General features: G+C 47.0%; 14 protein-coding genes. 7 read left to right on the plus strand and 7 right to left on the minus strand.

The window, feature by feature from the left end; all coding sequences use genetic code 11:
- Positions 1–47: 47 nt before the first annotated feature.
- The 5 genes from HMPREF1535_RS25145 to HMPREF1535_RS17035 form a co-directional block, all read right to left on the minus strand.
- On the minus strand, positions 48–4,163 hold the full coding sequence (locus tag HMPREF1535_RS25145) for a hypothetical protein (protein WP_052716736.1): 4,116 nt from the start codon (positions 4,161–4,163) through the stop codon (positions 48–50).
- Between the two features lie 20 nt (positions 4,164–4,183).
- Positions 4,184–5,134: a FimB/Mfa2 family fimbrial subunit gene (locus tag HMPREF1535_RS17020; protein WP_046146924.1), complete on the minus strand. Its 951-nt coding sequence runs from the start codon at positions 5,132–5,134 to the stop codon at positions 4,184–4,186.
- Positions 5,135–5,168: 34 nt separating this feature from the next.
- Entirely contained in the window at positions 5,169–6,806 is a 1,638-nt protein-coding gene (locus tag HMPREF1535_RS17025) for a DUF3868 domain-containing protein (protein ID WP_046146925.1), read from the minus strand.
- A 21-nt stretch (positions 6,807–6,827) separates the two neighbouring features.
- A complete protein-coding gene (locus tag HMPREF1535_RS17030) occupies positions 6,828–7,400 on the minus strand; it encodes a DUF3575 domain-containing protein (protein WP_087880789.1) in 573 nt (190 codons plus the stop codon).
- A 553-nt stretch (positions 7,401–7,953) separates the two neighbouring features.
- A complete protein-coding gene (locus HMPREF1535_RS17035) occupies positions 7,954–9,180 on the minus strand; it encodes a tyrosine-type recombinase/integrase (protein WP_046146926.1) in 1,227 nt (408 codons plus the stop codon).
- A gap of 251 nt (positions 9,181–9,431) precedes the next feature.
- Between HMPREF1535_RS17035 and HMPREF1535_RS17040 the strand changes: the two genes are divergently transcribed.
- On the plus strand, positions 9,432–9,908 hold the full coding sequence (locus tag HMPREF1535_RS17040) for a DUF456 domain-containing protein (RefSeq protein ID WP_046146927.1): 477 nt from the start codon (positions 9,432–9,434) through the stop codon (positions 9,906–9,908).
- A gap of 64 nt (positions 9,909–9,972) precedes the next feature.
- Here the strand turns inward: HMPREF1535_RS17040 and HMPREF1535_RS17045 are convergent, their stop codons facing one another.
- Positions 9,973–10,479, minus strand: a complete 507-nt coding sequence (locus HMPREF1535_RS17045; RefSeq protein WP_007659302.1) for a bacterioferritin — start codon at positions 10,477–10,479, stop codon at positions 9,973–9,975.
- A gap of 142 nt (positions 10,480–10,621) precedes the next feature.
- Between HMPREF1535_RS17045 and HMPREF1535_RS17050 the strand changes: the two genes are divergently transcribed.
- From HMPREF1535_RS17050 to HMPREF1535_RS17075, 6 genes are all read left to right on the plus strand, one after another.
- On the plus strand, positions 10,622–10,963 hold the full coding sequence (locus tag HMPREF1535_RS17050; RefSeq protein WP_007659304.1) for a hypothetical protein: 342 nt from the start codon (positions 10,622–10,624) through the stop codon (positions 10,961–10,963).
- A gap of 62 nt (positions 10,964–11,025) precedes the next feature.
- Positions 11,026–13,218, plus strand: a complete 2,193-nt coding sequence (locus HMPREF1535_RS17055; protein ID WP_046146928.1) for a DUF4838 domain-containing protein — start codon at positions 11,026–11,028, stop codon at positions 13,216–13,218.
- Between the two features lie 152 nt (positions 13,219–13,370).
- A complete protein-coding gene (locus HMPREF1535_RS17060) occupies positions 13,371–15,092 on the plus strand; it encodes a phosphoethanolamine transferase family protein (protein ID WP_007659306.1) in 1,722 nt (573 codons plus the stop codon).
- Between the two features lie 30 nt (positions 15,093–15,122).
- Positions 15,123–17,600, plus strand: coding sequence for an ATP-binding response regulator (locus HMPREF1535_RS17065; protein ID WP_046146929.1), 2,478 nt, complete (start codon positions 15,123–15,125; stop codon positions 17,598–17,600).
- A gap of 372 nt (positions 17,601–17,972) precedes the next feature.
- Positions 17,973–19,148 carry a DUF418 domain-containing protein gene (locus HMPREF1535_RS17070; RefSeq protein ID WP_046146930.1) on the plus strand — a complete coding sequence of 392 codons (1,176 nt, stop codon included), beginning with the start codon at positions 17,973–17,975 and terminating at the stop codon, positions 19,146–19,148.
- Positions 19,149–19,197: 49 nt separating this feature from the next.
- Complete coding sequence (locus tag HMPREF1535_RS17075) at positions 19,198–20,517, plus strand: sigma-54-dependent transcriptional regulator (RefSeq protein WP_046146931.1); 1,320 nt, start codon at positions 19,198–19,200, stop codon at positions 20,515–20,517.
- On the opposite strand, the gene HMPREF1535_RS17080 is transcribed toward HMPREF1535_RS17075, so the two are convergent.
- Positions 20,514–20,978, minus strand: a complete 465-nt coding sequence (locus tag HMPREF1535_RS17080; RefSeq protein WP_046146932.1) for a TspO/MBR family protein — start codon at positions 20,976–20,978, stop codon at positions 20,514–20,516. The two genes, HMPREF1535_RS17075 and HMPREF1535_RS17080, sit on opposite strands and share 4 nt — an antisense overlap.
- Positions 20,979–21,187: the final 209 nt, after the last annotated feature.

Here is a 21,187-nt window from a genome sequence, read left to right on the forward strand (position 1 = left end):
AATCAAATAATCGAATCAATCGAATGATGAAGGCAATTCGCCTTCATCTAACGGGAAACGCACCGCACCTGACGGCTGTTAGACTTGCCGATGTTGAGCACGGACGCGTAGGAACTGAAGAAGTCCATGAAGTACGCGTTGGAACTATTGCGCTCCGTCGACGACCAGTAGCGCGTACCCAAAGCAAACACGCCCTTGCCTTTGTATTCTTGAAATACTGCGTCGGCTGCCTTATTACTTCCCGAAGTTCCGCCCAGAATAGTATGCCATTCATCGGCGCTGGGCACATACCAACCACTCGGACACATAGAAGATAAATTGTTATTCCAAGAACTTGATCCGGCATCTACAGGAGCTATTAAAAATCCATAGTATCCCCATGCCTGCTGACCGTTATACATAGCATCAGCCACTGTTATCTTACAAGTAGAAGCTGTACCACCTGTACCGTTAGGTACGGATATGTTAGCAGTACCCTTACCTTTTGCAGTAACAGTGACAGTAGTTCCACTTACAGATACAGTGGCTACGCCGGGATTGCTGGATGAAATTGTACCAATACTCCCGGCAGGTTTGGTGAAAGTAAAGGTTGTTGTAAAGGCTACTGTAGCGTTTTTAGCAACAGCATTAAGTGTTCCGCTTGTCGCCGACAGCGTCGGTGCCACAAACCCCGTCGGTGTCACTGTAATATCCTTAGTGGCTCCGCCGGAAGCTTTGCTTGTCAGGCGAATAGTCACAGGCTTCATGATCGTGTTGTTGTTGGTGCTCAACTGCTTGATCTGTATCGTCTTGTTATTACCATAATTTACGTCGGCTGTATTAAATTGAAACCATTCTCCGCCACCGGAACCCCAGTTATTGTTGAGGACGCTGGCCGTGCAACCGAAACTACTGTTGACAGAGATATTGGTTGTACCGCTGAGAGCCGCTGTTACCGATAGATTGTTTGCGGTGATAGCATCGGCTTTCTTCTTGACGGTAAAGGTCAGTTTGTCCAGATTGGGGGCTACTTTGTTTGCTATGACAAAGCTGCCCTGGTTTCCGTTGGTGGAAGTGATGGTGAAAGTATTCTGTTGATTGGTCGTATTGCCTCCGGTTACTTTGACATTGCTGGGAGTGCCGGACACGCAACTTCCTCCGATGGCGTCGATCGTCACCTGGATGGAAGAGTTGTCGATGGCCCAAAGCTCAATGGTTGTTCCGCTGCCGGTGTTTGCCGAAACGGCGGTGGCGGTGGTGATGGAGGGGTTGCTGTAGCTCGTCACTTTAGGTGCCGTTGCCCCGACCTTTACTTTGAAGGTGGCGTTGGCTACGCCGTCTACGGCATTGGTCAGGGTGACGGTGGCCTCCTTGGGGTTGGTGTTGGCGGTGTTGGCTGTCACGTTGAGATCCACGTTCGTGCCGCCGGCAACTGTCGCGGGCAGGCTGAACCATTGCGTACCGCCGCCCCAGGCAACGCTATACGATTTGTATCCGGCGCCGGAGGTCAGCTTCAGCGTCTGCACGGTTCCGTTCGAAGGGGTCAGGGTGACCTCCGTCTTGTCGAGCTTCAGCGTGGGGTCGGGCGCACTGACGGTGACGGTGTGTATCTTTGCCGGGTCAGACTTGTTGACGATGTTGAACGATCCGGAGGTGGCGCCGGCGGCGAGTGTGACGGTGTAGGTGTTTTCCGTCTGGTAGGTGTCGCCTCCGCTGACGGTTACGCCTGCCGGGTCGGTTGCCCGGCTGCTGCCGATGGCGGTGGCTTTCAGTTGTATGGTGGAGCCGCTGACGCGGTAGAGCGTCAGGGTGGAGGCATCGTCGCCGGCCACGAAGGTGTTTTGTGCCGGTTTGGCGCTTGTGCTGATAACGGACAGCACCGGCGTGGCGTAGACAGGGGTGACGGTGAAGCTGTAATTCTTGCCGCCGATGATATTGACCAGGGTGACGGTGGCTTTTTGGGCACCTCCCATCGATCTTTCAATGGGCTTGAACGTGATATCCTGTGTCCGGAGGGAGGCAGTAGCCTTGGTTGCGACTGCGGTTGCGGCTGCGGCTGTCGCTCCGGTGAAGCTCAGCCATTCCGGCGTTCCTTCGGGGTAGTCGATCTTCACCTCTACGCCGTCGATCGAGGAGGCTTTTACGGTGGCGGAACTGTTTTCTTTTATCCGGATGGCCAGGTCGTCGGGAGTCGTGCCGTCGGACGTGCCGGGTGTATAGGTGTTGTCGGAGCCAACAGCGGTGTAGTCGGTCTTCACGGGGGCATCCATGATGTTGACGGTGATACCGGTTTGCAGTTCGTTCTTCTTTTTGTTACAGAACACGACGGTGCCCTGGTTGCCGTCGACGGGCAGGTCGCGGTTATTGAGAGTCAATAGGAAGAGTGTGGAGGCGCCGTCTACCGATGCGGGGGTGACGTCGAGCCAGTCGGGGTGTTCGGCAGGTTCCACGCCGTCGGGACAATTGATGTATACCCGGGTGGTGCTGCCGGTGATGCGGTAGAGGCTGGCTTCGAGCTTATCCACGTCGAAGTTGTTGGGGTTGTCCGATCTGTTGTTCGGCGTTTTCGGGGGCTGTTGGGTCGCGATGGGCTGCGGCACGGAGAGGGCCTCGACATAGAGGATGCTTTCCGAGGCGTCGGTCAGGCTGATACAGCGGATGGCGGCTTTCGGGTAGCGTCCGGCCAGGTAGGGCTTTGTCAGTGTCGCGGTATATTTATAGGTAGAGATGCCGTTGGCACCGAGGGTGATGTCGGGGTCGGAGATGCTTATCCAGTCGTATCCTTTCACGATACCGCCTCCGGCATACGCTTTGCTGATGATGAGCGCGGAGTTGCTGGTGGTGGTGATCTCGAAGCTGCTGCCTTCCTTGAGCGACATGCTGACGGTTTTCGTATCGGCGTCATATTCGCTGTCGTCCTTGAATGCTTCGGGTATGGTCACGACAATTCCCCCCGGCTTGTTGTCGGGGGTGTATTCGATGCTTCCGTCGTCCGCCCAGTCGGTCACCAGGATATTGGCGTCGAGGTGGTAGGCGTCGGCCTTGGTGACGGCGATGGTGTAGCGGTGGTTGCCTGCAATGTCGAGCCAGGCGGCGTTGCCGTCGGCCGTCGGTTGCGTGAAGGGTATTTGATAGGATACGTTCTTCATTTCCGTTTCGTTTACTTTGTATTTACCGTTAAGAATGAGGAATGCCTTGTCTTGCCTGGGGCTGGGATAAGCGTAGAAAGCGCCTGTGCAAAGTCCGTTGTTGGCATTGTCGCCGTAGAAGGCATGCACCGGGTAGGTGATGAGCTGATCCGGTTCTGCCTCAGGCAGGTTGCCGTATACGCGGATGGGGAAAAGGCCCGATCCGCGGCGTCCGTTGCCCATCGAGACAGTCTCGATGGTGAAGCGGGAATCTCCCGCTTTGTTGTTGATATCGAAGCGTGCGACGAGGCGTGTCAGGCGGAATCCGACCTGTACGCGTGCCGAATTGTCGAACGAGGTGAGGTCGATGGGCGTGGTGCAGGCGCCTGCCATAGCAAGGGGCGTGACCAGGGTATCGGCTTTCGCCGTAGCTGTCAGCAGGCGGGTATGCCAGCCGACGAAGGTGCTTTCCTGCGGCTTGCCTTCGGCAGCGAACCGGGGTGTGCCGTCTTCGCTTTCCGTAAAGGTGATCGGGGTGAAGTCGGCGGCCTTCACCACTTTATCGGTAGCGGGGTCGACCAGGGTCGTGTCGTTGGCGATGCAGTAGAGCTTGACGAAGAGGCCTTTCTTGAGCTTTATGAGGGCGGTCGTTTCCTTGCCGTCGGCTCCGGTGGTATTCGGTTGCAGTTCTTTGGCATCTTTAGGCAGTTTGTCATTGCTGTCTGCTCGATAGGCAAAGCGTTCAAGGAAGGTGTAGTCACCGTTCTCGGACTCCGCTCCGAAGATGTATACGTCGAGTGTGGAGATGGCGTTTTCGGCGGCTGTGGCGATAGATGTCTCTGCTTTGGTCGTCGTGGCGGCTGTGGCGTTTGCTTTGGTGGCGCCTTTTTGCAAAACCAGTTGGCTTTTGAGCGTCATCATCACTTCGCGAACTTCGGCAATGGAATCATCTCCGGGTCGGGGATCACCGCCGTCAGTCTGTGTCTCTTTGGTGCAGCCTCCCAAAAGGAAAGCGCTGCAGAGCAGCATGGAACAGAGTTTGTAAAAAGTTTTCATCTCTCTATGTTTTTTATTCTTTATCCGATAGAACCGCCTTCCGCCCAGTCGGAGGCAGTCGATTGTGTCACTATAATTTCATTTTCATATACGGTGATCAGGAGGTCGAACTCCTGTTCCATATTCAGGTCCATGTTCATCGGTAGCTTGGAGAAAAAGAGGTGGAGGTCGAGATCGCCGATGACTTGCTCGCCGTCGCACCAAAGGCTCCACAGCTCGTGGGTGCCGGCCGTATAACGATAGGTGACGAATTCGCCGGTCACTTCGTAGTCGTAGTTCATGGCGGCCCGTGTTTCGTGATAGGTTATTGTTTTTCCGCTCCGGGGAATCGTATAACTGCCATTGCCCGAGGGGACGGTCTGTTCTGTTCCTCCGGTAAAGTCGTAGAGGGCGGGGATGCCTTTCAGGCGCATCCGCCAGGTACCGTCGAGCGGAGGTTTTTCTGCGGTACGCCACCGTACGGTGATGTTGAGGGCGGCGTGTGCATGCGACAGGTAGACACGCTGGCGTTCCGTAATCCCGTCTTTCAGGGTGAAGGTAGACGTGCCGTAATAGAGCCGGGCTGTGTTGCCGCGGTATCCGGGAGGTACTCCGGAGGTGATGGCGCTCAGTGTCATTTCGTTCATATTATAATCGCTTTTTGTTGTTACCGTGGTTGCTTCTTTCCCTTCTTCGCCCAGATTGCCCCAGACAACGAGGGTGTAGGTGCCGTCTTTCAGGTCGGCATTCCAGCCGGTGATGCTGTCGCCGCGCAGGGTGGTACCGGCCAGCAGGTTGCCTTCTTCATCGAATAGATATTGACGGATATTGTCTACGTAGGTGGGTAGTGCGTTTTCGGCGCTGCTGCCGGCGTACCAGTATTCCATCCTGACGTTGTAGGGGCAGGGGGACGGTTCGTCGCCGAAAGAGCAGGCGGTCAGCATTAATGCTAACATACCATATATTACGCAGGCTATCCGTTGTTTATCCATTGTTGTATCTATCTTAATCCGATCTTTTGATCTGTTATTTTATCATTCTTTCCACCAGTTGCAGGTTTGCCCGTGCTTTTCGGGGTTCTACGCCGACGGCTTTACGGAACCAGATGGCGGCGCCTTCGGGGTTGCCTTCCATCAGATTGAGTACGCCTATATTGTTCCAGGCACGCGGGTCGGCTTCCACCTTGCTCAGATAGTTCCAGGCCGAGATCAGGTCACCCGTCAGCATGACGGCGGAGGCGGCGTTGACGTTGGCCACCACGTCGTTCGGGAAATGGTAGGCGGCTACTTCGTACACTTCGCGGTACTGGTCGCTTCCGGGACGGTAGTAGCGCGCCACGGCATACATTTCATCCAGGCTGAGCAGGTCGGGATGCGTGTAGATCAGTTCGGAGGCTTCTGCTCCGTTCACTTCCCTGACATCGTATTGCACCACCACTTCGATACGGCGCAGTTTCGGGAAGAAACGGCGCAGCATATCCTTGTAGGGAGCTCCTCCCTGCAAATCCATCAAATGCTTTTCGCGTCCGTTGAAGATACCGTAGCGGCGGATAATATCGAGGGCGGCATCGGTATAGGCCGGACGATAGGTCTGCAACAGGTCGACAAGGCCTTCCCAGTCTTCTGCCTCCGAAGAAACTTCGATGCTGCTGCGCGGAATGTTGTAGGCATCGCGCAGGTAGCGGGCAAAAAGCCCCGAACGGGCTTTGGCCAGCCGCTCGTTGTCGCCGTAAGGCCCGTCGGGTGAGGAGTATCCGCGGATGCGCAGCCGGGCAAGCGTTGAGAAGCGGTTGTCGGTGAGCGGCCCCAGTATTTTCTCCACTTTGTTGATCTCTTCCCGGTTGTTTTTGTAATCGGGGTATATATCGTCTTTTCCCAGCGGGTAATCGAAATAGAGGACGGCGCCTTCGGTGCGGTGCTTGTTGCCCATGCCGCCTTCCGACGGCAGGAAAGAAACCATCACTGCGTACTGGTCTACATCGGCGATGCTTAAAACGACGGGGGCAGCGGGTTTTCCTGTCGCAGGTATGTTCTTATATGTATAGACGGTCGTATTTCCGCCCGATGTGTTTTGAATAGATTCCTCCTGAACCGGCCGGGATTGAGGCTTGGCTTGGAATTCGTTTTCCCGGGCAGCCGGGGGAACCGAAGATATTGACAGACTTCGTTTCAGCGTATCGAGTGCCAGCAACTCCTTTCCGCAACATTCCTTATATTCCTGCTGGAGCAGGAGGGCAGCTTGTTGCATCCAGGAGGCATAGGGCACTGCTATCTGGTAATTGATTGGAGCGTTCGGATAATTTCTTCCTGCTATTATCTGCCGGAAAGGTTGTGGCTCATTTCTGTCCGGCGAAAGAGGAGAAAGGAATGCTTCGCGACGGTCATTGCGAGCCCGGCGTTTGCCACTGATAATAACGGCGGGCAGGGAAAGGCTTTGTTTCTTTTTCCCCGACATGACAGGGGTAAAGAAAAAGGCTGTTCCGCTGCCGACGGAAATTCCGTCCAGATACATTGTCAGGTTCACATGTAGGCTGTCCTTTTTTACGTACAGTTTGCCGGGAACGATGCGTATGCCTTGCGCCGTAACCTTTCCATTAAAATGGAAACAAAACAGAACCACTAACAGTATTAATATTAAATTATGTGATAACAGGATGTGTTTCATATATAATAGGCTTCAAAAGACTTATTTCAGAAAATAGATGATAGAAAATCCGATTCGTGTCGGTCCGATATAGCTCCTTGTGAAGGAGCCGACTTTCTCGCCGCAGTCGGCACACCGGTACTTGTCGTATTTCATATAGGCGTATCCGCCTCCTATCATCGCTTCCAGGCCCCAGCGGTCGCCTATCGCCCAGTGATACCCGTAGGTGAGGCCGCCTCCGTAGAGGTCGCCCCGCAATACATACTCTTTCAGACCGGATATAAAAGGGATTTGCCCGATATTGAAATGTCCGTAGTGTCCGTGTACTCCTACGAAATGTCCTTCAAATTTGCGGCAGAACCAGTAGCGTGCTTCAGGTTGGATAAGGTATAGATTCAGTTTCATGTCGTTGGAAAACTTCCATGCGTTGTAGGCACCCCATACTTCTACCGTGAACTGTCTGGCTATACCTACTTCCACACCAGCATTCGGCGTAGTAGTTCCCCAGAACAATACGTTCGTCTTTAATGCCGTTTGTTGCCCACGGAGGTTAACAGATAGGCAAATAAATAGAAGAAGTAGGAGGTGGCGCTCTCTGATCTTACCCTTATACATATTAATACATTTAGTGTTTTGTATCTATTCCGTCTCTTACTAAGAGACAGAATGTGGAATACAGGGTAATTGAGTTGGTCTGATTTTTAAAGGAAGATGAATATGACAAATACCTCTGTAAAGAGAAATGTAAAACAAATTGTCAAACAAATTTTCCGTAGTTGTAAGAAATAGGCGGATAAATACTCAGAAATGAGATTTGTGCTGAAGTACATTGAAAATATTATTTTTCAACAGGATTACTAATGAATACGTGCTGAAAGTAGAAGCATTTGCAAAACTGTCTGAATTGGATTGCATTGTCAAACAATTGTTAAACATCTGATAAACAGGATATAAAAGGCGGAAATATTAATAAATAATTGACATAATAGACCAGTAGGAAGGGGTATTTGCTAGATAGCTCTTTCCTTAAAATATGTATCAATATTCAGAAAAGGCCTGAATATTAAACTCTTTATATTTTATTTTTATCTCAAAATATTTGTTTTATCAAATAAATGTTATTACGTTTGCAACGTTTTAACAGACAATAAAGTGCCTTTTCTGTCTCTTAGTAAGAGACGGAATTTATGGTTCTAAGACTTCCCTTGTTTTTCTTTCCCGAAATTACATATTTATTGATTTGATCGAGTTGGGGATTATCAAATGTCGCTATGTAAATGCGGGTTGTTTTTACAGAAGTGTGTCCCATGCTTTCCGAAATCATCTCTTCGGATACACCTTTGCTTTTTGCTGTAGTAGCCCAGGTATGGCGGGGCACATAGGTCGATAGTTCAGTATCTACCAGATTGCCTATATTTTTCAACCGCAGGTTTTGTAGCCGGAGTGCACTTTCATAATCCTTATATGAAGGATCAGGCGTTCGTAGTACGGGAAATAGAAAAGGGGAATTGGAGTGATAGCGGTCGATCAGTTCCTGTATTTCCGGGAGTATCCTGATCTGTAGTTCTTGTCCTGTCTTACGTCGTTTATAAACCAGGTAGTTCACTTTTATATTGTCGCATGTGAGATGGGCAATATCGACGAAAGCCATGCCGCTGGTATAATAGGCGAACATCAGCAGGTCGCGGGAGAAGATCAGGCCCGTTTTTTTCAATGTCGCATCGCTTAAATTCTTTATCTTTCTGATCACTTTTTCTTCTATGGTCCGCTTGGGTGTTTTTTCAATCCGGGTATTTACGTTTTTGAAGAAGTGTGTGCACTCTTTTATCAATCCGCTGGCCGCTGCTTTGTTCATGATTGCCCGGAAATTGCGCATATAAAACGAAATGGTGTTATCCATCAGCTTTTTGGCCATTAAATATTCTTCATATAGCCGGATCAGCTTTTCGTTGATTTCGTCTATCCGGATGTTCTTTCCGAAAAACGAGAGGAAACTGTTCCCCAGGCTTTGGTAAAGGCGGGATGTGGCCTCTTTTCCCTGCGCCAGGAGAATGTCCGCCAGTTTTTGTATATAGGCGGACAGGTACATGCTTGCGGACCTTTCTTCATACAGTTTCACGATGTCATCGACGGAAAAGTCTTTGTTTACCGGCTGTTCTTCGATTATTTGCCGGATCATGCGACAGGTTTCGCAGGCTGTTTCCGATACTTGCAACAGGTATTCGGTTCGTTGCCTGTCTGTTCCGGGTGGTATCTGTACTATTTCCGTGAGCGGGTCCCACTCTTCTTCGTATACCTTTATATCCAACGGTATACGTTTCATTTTTCGCCGGCAGATCAGCTGGATGTATAGCGGGGTTTGTTTGCCCGTAACCTTCGATTTCCGGCGTTTCACTTTTACTGATACGTTATTCGTAACTCGATCTGTTTATTGATGTTGGTAAACAACAAATATAAGCAGGATTGAGTTTAAACGGGGGAGCCTGCCATCGGTGTTTTTATTTTCGATCGTATCATAAATATCAGAGGAATAATTATCCCGACAAAATTCTTTTTATATCTTTGAGCGGAATGAGCGGTTTGTTTGCGACACATCCGCCGATTGGAAAGCGTATTCAGATTCTGGAACAATTTTAATGGAAACAGATGGATATATTATTGATCATACTAGGAGCGATTTGTCTATTGGTGGGGTTTGCCGGTTGTTTTTTGCTGGTCCTTCCCGGTCCGCCGTTGTCGTATCTGGGGTTGATACTGCTTCATTTTACAGATAGGGTACAGTTTACTGTAACCCAACTGGTGATATGGGGTGTGTTGGTTATTGTCGTACAGTTGCTGGATTATCTGACACCGGTGTTGGGTACTAAATACGGTGGAGGCAGTAAATGGGGAAATTGGGGATGTGTCATCGGAACCGTAGCCGGAATATTCCTGTTCCCGCCCTGGGGAATTTTATTCGGTCCGTTTGCCGGAGCGGTGATCGGCGAATTGCTGGGTGGAAAGAAATCAATGGAAGCTTTTAAAGCCGGGATAGGAGCTTTTGTCGGATTCTTGCTAAGTGTTGTCGTAAAGATGGCTCTTTGCGGGTATTTTGTTTATTGTTTTATCAGTGCTTTGATATAAAAAGAGGACGTTGCCACAGTGATACTTTTGCAACGCCCTCGTTAATTCTTTCTTTGTTTTCTTTTTATTCAGCAGGAGTGCCGCCCGAAGAGATCACTTTACTGCGTTCGATAGATTGCAATGCCAGATAATTGTCTCCGAACTTTTCCAGATTCTCGATTTCTGTTTCGAACTGGTCCAGATGACCTTCTTCTTCTACCACCAAACCTTCGAATACTTTCTTTGTGGCTGAGTCTGCGTGTTGTGCACATTCGTTGGCCCATGCGTTGTAGTCGTCTACGCTACCGGTTTCCATTTCTGCGGCTTTTTCAAGCATAGCTTTAACATCGTGGATCTTTTCTACCGGACCGGAACATTTCATTTCCACTTCACCTTTCAGGAACAGGATACGTTCGGCGAGGCGTTCTACATGCATCATTTCTGTTATAGCCGTACGTTTGAAAAGGCTGGACAGAAGGTCGTATCCCATATCGTCCAAACGGAAATGGAAATACATGTACTGGTTAACAGCTGTCATTTCGTCGGCTACTGCTTTGTTTAGCAGTTCAATACTTTTTTCTCTTTTAATCATAATCGTTGAGTTTTAAATCTTGTTTTATAAGACATCTTTATTCTAATGCTGTAAAGTTAACAGTTTCCATGATACAATGGGGTCGGCTTGTGATAATATTTTTTATCTTTGTCATAGATTCTATTAATTAAAACGAAATCTTATGACAAAAATACAGGAATATCTGGCTGCTCTGCCGGAAGATAAGAAAGCATTGTTTATCCCCGTGTTCGGAAGTGTAGATAAATTTTACACGGTGGTATATCTGATAATTCGCAATGAGCATGTGACGGACCAGGAAAAGCCGGAACGCTACGAAGACCGTTTGCAGGTGATTCGGCAAGTGAAAAATAAAGTGGAAGAACTGGTTTCTTCTTATGGTTTGGACGGAAAAGAGATTGTGGCGGATATCGCCAGTGATTATTTTGAAGATTTTGTCAATTATAAAGAACCGGAACTGGATATAACGAATGAGGAATTTATTGCGATTATCCGGAATTTATAACAAACGGGAATAGTTCGTTTGTCGATACTTATACTTACACGATAATTCTAAACTTGAAATATATGAGAAACCTAAATCTATGTGCCTTATTCCTGTTATTGGGAATGAATTGTTTGAATGCACAGATTACTGTGGTGAAGGACAGCAAGCCTGTTTCCCGTATCCTGGTGGAAAAGGGAGAAGCGGTGGATAATCAGGCGGCCCTTTTATTACAGGATTTTGTGAAACGGATAAGCGGTGCCTCCCTGCCCGTAGTGAATGATAAATCGCCCCGGAAAGGAGATATCGTCATAGGTGGGAACGATGTATCCGGACTGACCGAAGATGGTTTTCGTCTGAAGACAGAGAATGGCATTGTTTTTATCAGCAGTGGTGGTGATAAAGGGAATATCTATGGTGTAGTAACTTTGTTGGAAGATTATCTGGGAGTTGCTTATTATGGAGCAAACGCCTATACGTTAACAGAACGTTCTACTGTCGTTATTCCGGAATTGGACAGGGCGGAGAATCCGGCTTTCCGTTACCGCCAAAGCCAGTGTTACGCTTTGCGTGAAGACCCGGTTTATAAATTATGGTTCCGCTTCGAAGAGCCTTCGGAAGTATTTGCCGGTGGCATGTGGGTACATACATTCGACCGTATCATGCCCTCCGATATATACGGAAAGTCTCATCCGGAATATTATTCCTTTATCAATGGTGAACGCCGTCCCGGAAAAGCCAGCCAATGGTGTCTGACTAATCCGGAAGTATTTGAACTGGCCTCGCAGAAGATTGATTCCATATTTAAGGCGAACCCAGGGAAGAATATGATTTCCGTCAGCCAGAACGACGGTAATTTTACTAACTGCGGTTGTCCGGACTGTAAAGCATTGGATGAACAGGAGGGAGGCCCTTCCGGCAGTCTGATTCATTTTCTGAATAAGTTGGCTGCCCGCTTCCCGGACAAAGAGTTTTCCACGCTGGCTTATCTGTATACGATGCATCCGCCTAAGCATGTGAAGCCATTGCCGAATGTGAATATCATGCTGTGCGATATCGATTGCGACCGTGAAGTTCCTTTGACCGACAATGCTTCCGGACAGGATTTCATGAAAGCAATGAAAGGCTGGGCTGCCATCAGTAATAATATATTCGTGTGGGATTACGGGATTAATTTTGATAATTTTGTATCTCCGTTCCCCAATTTCCCGATTCTGCAAAAGAATATCCAATTGTTTAAAGAACATCATGCAACCATGCATTTCTCCCAGATAGGAGGTTCCAAAGGAGGTGATTTCCCGGAGATGCGTGCTTATATGGTTAGTAAGTTGATGTGGAATCCTTACCAGAATGCCGATTCGCTGATGCGTGCTTTTATGGATGGCTATTATGGGGCTGCCTCTCCTTATATTTATCAGTATGAGAAGCTGTTGGAGGGTGGTTTGCTTGCCAGCAAACAGCGTCTTTGGATATACGACTCACCGGTTACGCATAAAGACGGTATGCTGAATGCGAATTGCCGCAAGCGCTATAATGAGTTGTTCGATCAGGCGGAACAGGCAGTAGCCAGCGATCCCATCCTGTTGAAACGTGTACGGCTATCCCGTTTGCCGTTACAATATGCCGGACTTGAAATAGCACGCGCCGAAGGAAATCACGATTTGGAAGAAGTCAAAGCCAACCTGGCTTTATTTGAAGAACGTACGCGCGAATTTAATATACCGACCCTGAACGAACGAAGTAATCCTCCGGCTGAATATTGCAAATTATATACCGAACGTTATCTGCCTGGTAAAGCAAAGAACTTGGCAAAAGGTGCGAAAGTGATCTGGCTTCAAGAGCCGTCCGGTAAATATAAAACGTTGGGAGAAACTGCCCTGACTGATGAACTGTTCGGCGGAACTACTTTTGTGGAAAGTTGGATCGGATGGGAGGGCATTGACGGTTCGTTTGTTCTTGATCTGGGTAAAGAGACGCCGGTCAGCTCGATAGAAAGTGATTTCCTTCACCAGTTGGGTGCCTGGATATTGCTTCCGAAGAAAGTGACCTATTCCACGTCGTCGGATAATAAAACCTATCAACCGTTTGGTGAAAAGAGTTTGGCGGAAGACCGTTCCGTACAGGTGAAGTTTGTGGGAGTCAAGTGTGAAGCCCCTTCTCCCGTGACAACCCGTTATATAAAGGTCGAGATTGAAGGAATCAAGACCTGTCCTTCCTGGCATTATGGGGTAGGTTATCCGGCTTGGTTTTTCTTGGATGAAGTAACTGTTCAATAGGAAAAGACGGTCGGAATTGTGTGAAATAACTTTTTTTGTATGTGGTTTGTATAAGTATATGCTGAATAACAACTACTTTTGCAGTTCGCCCGGAAATGAAAGCCGGAAGAAGATAAAAGAGTAGTTGTTTTTCAGGAATATACGGTATATCGATGAGTTATTTTATAAAGTTGAGGAATTGGTTCACTTCCCAGGAACATTTGTTGTTCTTGTTTGCGTTGTTGTTTATCGTTCCTAATTGTGTGTTGTTCTTTACGGAGCCCTTACCTGTCACAGTGGGAATCGCATCTTTGATATTGCCTTATGCCTTTTGGGTCGGTCTGCTTTTGTTGGCACGCAAACCGGGTATTGTCGTCTGGTGCCTGCTACCGAAAGTTATATTGGACGGGGGACAGCTTGTGTTGCTTTATCTTTTTGGCGAATCGGTGATTGCGGTAGATATGTTTCTGAACCTGACCAGTTCGACTGCATCTGAAGCCAGCGAATTACTTGGAAATATATTTCTTGTCATTATAGGTGTCTTCTTCTTTTATACATTGCCAACTCTGCTGCTGGCTGTCTGGTCTGTCCGGATGAAAAAGAAGCTGACAAACTCTTTCCGAAAAAGATGGGCGGTAAGAAGTCTGGGTGTGTTTATACTGGGGATCATTCTTTGCATGCTGGCTCCGATACAAGGCCATATGGTTTCACTGAAAAATGATTTTTATCCGGGAAATGCGCTTTACAACCTTTATTTTGCAATCAATAAAGCGGAAAAAAACAGTAATTATCATATTACATCATCCGATTTTACCTTCCATGCGACAAAGAACGTGCAGACGGAAGGAAAACGTGAAATTTATGTATTGGTGGTGGGAGAGACGTCTCGTGCGATGGAATGGAGTTTGTATGGCTATGAACGTAAAACGACTCCCCGGATGGAGAAACTGGATGGGTTGGTTCATTTTACCGATGTGGTTACCCAATCCAATAATACTCATAAGAGTGTGCCTATCATTCTGTCTGCCGCCAGTGCTGAAGATTATGGGGTGATTTATGATGAGAAAAGTATTGTGACTGCTTTTAAGGAAGCCGGTTTTCATACGGTTGTAATTGCGAACCAGAATCTGAGCACGTCGATGATCGGTTCGTTTTACCGGGAAGCGGATACATTTATAGATATGAGCCAGTTTAAACCGAAGTCTGCTTATCTGACATCTTTGCATGACGGTGAATTGCTCCCTTATTTGCAGAAAGAAGTGGATAAGACGGATGGTAATTTGTTTTTTGTGATTCATACTTATGGTTCGCATTTTAACTATCATGAACGTTATCCGAAAGATTTTGCATTTTATACACCGGATAAAGCGGAAGGAATCCGTGCCTCTTATAAGAAGCAACTGCGTAATTCTTATGATAATTCGATACATTATACCGATTATGTGCTAGGTGAGATTGCGGATATGATGAAAAAAACGGACGCTTGCGTGTCGATGCTTTATCTGAGCGATCACGGGGAAGATATTTTTGACGATGCCCGTGCCCGTTATTTGCATGCGTCTCCAATTCCGACCTATTATCAGTTACATATACCTTACATTATTTGGTTCTCGGATGCTTACCGGGCTACTTATCCGGAGAAATACCAGACGACAATGGCTCATCAGGCTCTCCCGGTCAGCACGAATAGTGTGTTCCATACCGTATTGGACCTGGCAGGAATACATACGGCAGTTTCCGATTCTACCCTGGCTGTTTCCAATCCGGCTTTTACGGTGCGCGACCGCATGTACCTCGGAGATCATGACGAACCGGTTCCTTTCTGGAAAGTCGGATTGAAGAATGCCGACTTCGAGATGTTGGACAAATGGGGAATTGTTTACGACAAAGATTGATATTTTGATAGAAACTTCTACCTTTGTTTTATGGCAGAACAAAGTGGACACATCACTCTTAAGGTTATTTTAGGTTATCTGTTGTTGGTTGCAATAGCAGTATGTTCTGTCGTATATATTTATCAAATCATCGAACAGGTTGCCGGTGAGGAAGAACCGGACAGTAAAGCCCGTCAGAAAGTTTATCTCGTAACCAATACATTGTCTTTGCTTTATGAAAGCGAGGCGTTGGGGCAATTGGTCGGTATGCCACAGAATAATGTGAATCATTTTAACCGGACGCTGAATAAGGCTCACAGCAATATGGACTCCCTGCGTGTCCTGATAACCGACTCCGTTCAGTTGCTAAAGATCGATACGATAGATATGCTTTTGAGGCAGAAACGACTGAATACCCGCCGTCTGCTTGAAACCTGGAAAGAAACGAATACGGAGCATCTTTATACGATTAATATCGAAAAGGTGATTGCCGAACAAGATACGTTTATCGAACAGAAGGAAATAAAAGAACATGTTGTAGTCAAGCAGGATACGATTCTTTCTCAAAAGAAACCCCGCGGCTTTTTCCGTCGTTTGGCAGATGCTTTCTCACCCAGCCGTGAAGACACGAGCATCATTGTCAATACGACCCGCCAGATAGTGACAGACACTTTGGTGAATGTATTCAATCCGGCGGATACCATCGCCAGTGTGTTGAAAAACTTGCAGGACAGTGTTGCAGGGCAGCGTAAATTGCTGGCTGACCAGTTGCTGGAACGTGCTGCCAATCTGCGTTATAATAATAGTATAGTTACCCGTAAGATTAACCAGATTTTGCGTGATATCGAGGAGGAGGAAGTGAATGCTTCGCTGGAACGTATGCAGAACAAACAGAAGATTCTGCGTGAGACTTCCTTGCTGATTGCCGGCATTGCTATTGTTTCTGTTGTTATCGTGATTATTTTTATCTTCATGATCACCCGTGATATTTCGAAAAGTAAATATTACAGAATGCAGTTGGAAAAGGCGAAACAATATGCCGAAGACCTGTTGCATAGCCGTGAGAAGATGATGCTGACAATCAGTCATGACATCAGGGCTCCGCTTTCGTCGATCATCGGGTATATAGACCTTTTGCTGCGGAGGCATCCGGATGAAAGGCAACAATATTACCTGGATAATATGTCTGGTTCGGCCAGCCATATCTTGTCTTTGGTCAATGACTTGTTGGATTTTCACCGTCTTGAATCCGGAAAAATGGAGATACAGCGGGTGGCTTTCAGTGTATCGGCTCTATTCAATGAGATATTTACCAGTTTCAGACCGATAGCCGAATCGAAAGATCTGACTTTTGTCTTGAATCTGAAAGAAGAAGGAACGGAAAAGTTATATATCGGTGATCCGATTCGTATTCGTCAGATAGTGGGGAATTTATTGTCGAATGCCCTTAAATTTACCCGTGAAGGACGGGTTGTCATGGTGGTGTCTATCAATGCTCTGGCAGACAACAGTGCACTGCTGAATGTGTTGGTGAGCGATTCCGGTCCGGGTATTCCGCCGGAAGAACAGGAACGTATATTCGGTGAATTTACCCGTCTTTCCGCAACTGAAAAGGCGGAAGGGTTTGGGCTGGGCCTATCCATAACCCGGAAGATGACGGTTTTGATGGGAGGAAACCTCTCTTTAAAGAGTGTCGTGGGGCAAGGTTGTGATTTCACAATAGAACTGCCGCTTACAGTAGCCGATGTGCAGGTGCTTCCCGCGGCGGAAGAGGAAGCCGTGTCTGAACCGGAGTTACCATCTTTTGTTGGTCGCGATGTATACTGTCTCTTGGTCGATGACGATCCGCTGCAACTCGCTCTTACGGAAGAATATTTGCGACAGAACCATGTGGAGGTGAGTAGCTGTACTGATCCCTTCTCTGTTGTTGCTTTGTTGCAGAAGACCTCTTTCGATGCTGTCATTACGGATATACAGATGCCGGGAATGGATGGTTATCAATTACTGGAAAGCATACGTAATTCCGGTATTTCGGGAACAGAGAATCTTCCGGTTATAGCCCTTTCTGCTAGCGTGGAGAACGAGCATGACCATTATCTGGAATCCGGCTTCACAGGATTTTTGAATAAACCTTTTACGGCCCGGCAGTTGATTACCCTATTAAATAAACTTTTATCAACAGAACTGCTTGTTACCTCTGATTTCAACTTTGATTCATTGACAGCCTTTGCCGGCGAGGACAAGGAAGCCTCCGCATCCATCCTGAAAACATTTGTGGAAGAGACAACCAAAAGCAATGTCTTACTCGAAGGTACATTGCAGGATGACGACCGGGAACAATCTGCAAAGATATCTCATAAAATGGTGCCGTTGTTTACCATGCTCGGCGCTACCTCATTGGTGGAGAAACTGAGAGTTATCGAAAAGAATGCCACCACTTTACCTGTGGAGGAATGGAAATCGCTGCTTTCGGAAGTAATCGCAGAAGTGAAAAAAATCATTGAACAGGCAATGACCGTTTCGAAGTAAACGGTTGTGGGATAATTCTGTGGAATATCTTTGTGGAATTTTTCCCCAGTTGGGTATCTGTTTTCCCCGTTTTTTGTCTTTATCTCTCCGTTGTCTAAAACATTTTATCTTTCTTTTCTGTTAAGTAGTAAGAGTTTATGATACATACGAAGACCTTTTGCAGATTCTGGCACGGTATTCGCTTTCATATTTACAGAATCGTAAGTGGACGTTTCTACATTTAAACCGTTTAAAACAAAGAAAGATTATTTCTGAGTATTCTATTTAAGTCTGCGAAACAAAAAAGGCATCTGTTGGGGATGCTTTTTTTGTTTCGTTTCGTTTGTTTGCCTACCTTTGCGTCCATTATTAAAAAAGACCAATAGTTATACCATGAAGCACGAAATGCCACTCAAGTCGGCACGCATTGAAGTTGTCGACGCCCTAAGAGGTTTTGCCGTTATGGCGATTATGTTTTTGCATAATATCGAACATTTTAATTTCTATGAGTTTCCCGAAGCGACTACCGAGTTTATGAAGTCGTTGAACGGAGGTGTTTGGGATACGTTGTTTTTTCTCTTTGGTGGGAAAGCGTATGCTATCTTCTCCCTGCTGTTCGGATTTAGTTTCTTCATACAATATAATAACCAGGCTAAAAAAGGGAAAGACTTCCGTCTGCGTTTCCTGTGGCGGTTATTCCTGCTGTTCCTGATCGGATGTTTTAATGGTGCATTCTTCCCCGGTGATATCCTGGTGTTGTATGCGATAGTAGGTGTCATCCTGCCCCTGGTTTGCAAATGGAGCGATAAAGCTGTGTTGATAACGGCTGTTATCCTGATGCTTCAGCCTGTAGAATGGGCAAAGTTCCTTTATGCGATGAACAATCCCGACTATGTGGCTGCTCCGGAACAATGGCTGGTGCATCATAGAAATATGTATCCCTTCCTGGGACAGATGGACTTTTGGGCGATGGTGAAGTCGAACCTGTGGGACGGACAGCTTTTCAGCCTGTTATGGGGTTGGGGACATGGCCGTTTCTTCCAGACCGCTTCCCTGTTCCTGATCGGTATGTTGATAGGACGCCGGCAATTCTTTGTCGATCTGTCTGGTCACCGGAAGTTCTGGCTTCGTACGCTCCTGATCAGTGCTGTTTGCTTTATTCCTCTGTATTATTTTACGGAGGCTTTGCCCGATCTGTTTACAAATAAGAGTATGTTATCTCCGCTCAATACGATTTTCTCCTCTTTCCGTAATTTCGCATTCATGTGTGTACTGGTGGCTGTCTTTGTTTTTCTTTGGCAACAGGTTTCGGGACACAAAGTGTTGCATGGACTGGTACCCTATGGAAAAATGAGTCTGACTAACTATCTGAGCCAGTCTATTATAGGTTCATTTATCTATTTCGGTTATGGTTTGTCGCTGTATAGCGAATTGGGCGTTGCCGCCAGTTTCGGGGTGGGTATCGTGCTGTTTATCCTTCAGCTGGGCTTCTGCCATTGGTGGTTAAAGAATCATAAACAGGGACCGTTCGAAGGAGCCTGGCGTAAAGCGACCTGGATTTGTTCCTGATTTATTCCTAAAATATATATCTTTGCGTAAGGATTTAATATAATTAAGTATGCTATCAGTTCTTATTGTTGAAGATGATATAACTTTTTCTTTAATGCTCACAACCTGGTTAGGAAAGAAAGGTTTTGAGGTAAAAGCACTTAGCTCGGTTTCGGATGCAAAACGCCAGATTGAGAGTGTCAGCTACGACCTGATCTTGTCGGATTTACGTTTACCGGACGGTGACGGGATCGACTTGTTGAAGTGGGTAAAGGAAAAATATGCCTCTTTGCCTTTGATCATGATGACTAGTTATGCGGAGATACAGACCGCCGTGCAGGCTATCAAGCTGGGAGCATCCGATTATATTGCCAAACCCCTGAATCCGGAAGAGTTGCTGAGTAAGATCCGTGAGGTGGTGAAAACGCCTGCGGTAGAACATACGTCGGCAAAGAAATCGCCGGAAGGGAATACTTATATTGAAGGACAGAGTCCTGCCGCCCGTCAGTTGTTCGACCACGTCCGCTTGGTTGCCCCGACGGATATGTCGGTACTGATCACCGGGGCGAGCGGGACGGGGAAGGAATACATAGCCCGCCGTATCCATGAGCAGAGTAACCGCAGTAAGGCTCCGTTTATTGCAGTCGACTGTGGGGCGATCCCCAAAGATCTGGCGGCATCCGAGTTTTTCGGCCATGTGAAAGGTTCGTTTACTGGGGCGATAGACAATAAGACCGGTGCTTTTGTGGCTGCTCACGGAGGAACGATTTTTCTGGATGAGATCGGTAACCTGACCTACGAAGTGCAGGTACAACTTCTTCGTGCCTTGCAGGAACGTAAAGTGAAGCCGATCGGTACAAATGAAGAGATCGCCATCAATGTCCGGTTGATCTCTGCCACAAACGAGAACTTGCGGACTGCCATCGATAAAGGTGATTTCCGTGAAGATCTTTATCACCGTATCAATGAGTTTACTGTCCGTATCCCGGATTTGAAAGAGCGGAAGGAAGACTTGTTGCTTTTCGCCAATAATTTCCTCGACCAGGCGAATGCCGAGCTCCAGAAAGATATTATCGGTTTTGATAGCGAGACGATCCGTCTTTTCCAGTCTTATTCATGGCCGGGTAACCTGCGTCAGATGAAGAATGTCATCAAATATGCCACCCTGTTGGCTACCGGCCGATACATCACCCGTCGTGAACTCCCTGAAGAGCTGACGGAAGCCCCGGAAAAAGACACCCGCATCCTCCTGAAAGACGAAACCCATGAATGCGAACTTATCAAACGCGCTCTCCAGGAATCCAATAACAACAAGACGCGTGCCGCCCAACTATTGGGAATCGACCGGAAAACGCTTTATAATAAACTGAAGCTTTATAATTTGGATTAGTTATACATTAATATATACCCATTCAAATAGGTTGCAAACAACAACCATATTACGTAAGGTATGAAAAGTATTGAGCTGGTTTTGTTTACCTGATAACTCTTCAATGTGTAATTGATAACGAAGATGTCGAGCAACAGGATATTGATAAATCCGATAAGCGGGTTCTGGATATAAAAGAAGCTGATGCTCCAGGTGAAATTGAAAAACAACTGGAAGACGAATGCTTTGATGAAAAACCGTCTTCGCTCTATGGTGGAGTTGATTAGTAGTCCGATGGATAAACCCATACATACATAAATAATACTCCACGCAATCGGGAAAACAATATTGGGCGGAGTTACCACTGGTTTGATAAGGGTTGGATACCAGTTCTTTATTGCGTCAGCTTGAAAGTAGCTGGCGGAAAGCCCTACAAGGAAACAAACCAGGATAGGGATAATAATATTCAATGCTTTTCTCATGATTTTTCGTTTTTCTTATTGAATAACAATAGGAACTTCGCTCTTGTTGTCTGAAAGTAGAAAGTTTTTGTGATGTGTGATATGGGCGGGATATTGTATTGTGTTTTCTGCTGCTCCTGAAAATTAAAGGGTGAACTCTTTATTTTAAGTTAAAATATTCGCTGTTAATACTCTTTGGTATAGTATTTTGTTTATTTTTGTGTTTCGAA

The organism is Parabacteroides goldsteinii DSM 19448 = WAL 12034, assembly GCF_000969835.1.
Lineage (GTDB): Bacteria > Bacteroidota > Bacteroidia > Bacteroidales > Tannerellaceae > Parabacteroides > Parabacteroides goldsteinii.

Excerpts from the sequence above, each read along its gene's own strand:
- HMPREF1535_RS17040 (WP_046146927.1), top strand. The coding sequence starts at position 9,432 with ATGGATATATTATTGATCATACTAGGAGCGATTTGTCTATTGGTGGGG.
- HMPREF1535_RS17050 (WP_007659304.1), top strand. The coding sequence starts at position 10,622 with ATGACAAAAATACAGGAATATCTGGCTGCTCTGCCGGAAGATAAGAAA.
- HMPREF1535_RS17055 (WP_046146928.1), top strand. The coding sequence starts at position 11,026 with ATGAGAAACCTAAATCTATGTGCCTTATTCCTGTTATTGGGAATGAAT.
- HMPREF1535_RS17070 (WP_046146930.1), top strand. The coding sequence starts at position 17,973 with ATGAAGCACGAAATGCCACTCAAGTCGGCACGCATTGAAGTTGTCGAC.
- HMPREF1535_RS17020 (WP_046146924.1), bottom strand. The coding sequence starts at position 5,134 with ATGGATAAACAACGGATAGCCTGCGTAATATATGGTATGTTAGCATTA.
- HMPREF1535_RS17045 (WP_007659302.1), bottom strand. The coding sequence starts at position 10,479 with ATGATTAAAAGAGAAAAAAGTATTGAACTGCTAAACAAAGCAGTAGCC.
- HMPREF1535_RS17065 (WP_046146929.1), top strand. The coding sequence starts at position 15,123 with ATGGCAGAACAAAGTGGACACATCACTCTTAAGGTTATTTTAGGTTAT.
- HMPREF1535_RS17075 (WP_046146931.1), top strand. The coding sequence starts at position 19,198 with ATGCTATCAGTTCTTATTGTTGAAGATGATATAACTTTTTCTTTAATG.
- HMPREF1535_RS25145 (WP_052716736.1), bottom strand. The coding sequence starts at position 4,163 with ATGAAAACTTTTTACAAACTCTGTTCCATGCTGCTCTGCAGCGCTTTC.
- HMPREF1535_RS17025 (WP_046146925.1), bottom strand. The coding sequence starts at position 6,806 with ATGAAACACATCCTGTTATCACATAATTTAATATTAATACTGTTAGTG.
- HMPREF1535_RS17080 (WP_046146932.1), bottom strand. The coding sequence starts at position 20,978 with ATGAGAAAAGCATTGAATATTATTATCCCTATCCTGGTTTGTTTCCTT.
- HMPREF1535_RS17030 (WP_087880789.1), bottom strand. The coding sequence starts at position 7,400 with ATGTATAAGGGTAAGATCAGAGAGCGCCACCTCCTACTTCTTCTATTT.
- HMPREF1535_RS17060 (WP_007659306.1), top strand. The coding sequence starts at position 13,371 with ATGAGTTATTTTATAAAGTTGAGGAATTGGTTCACTTCCCAGGAACAT.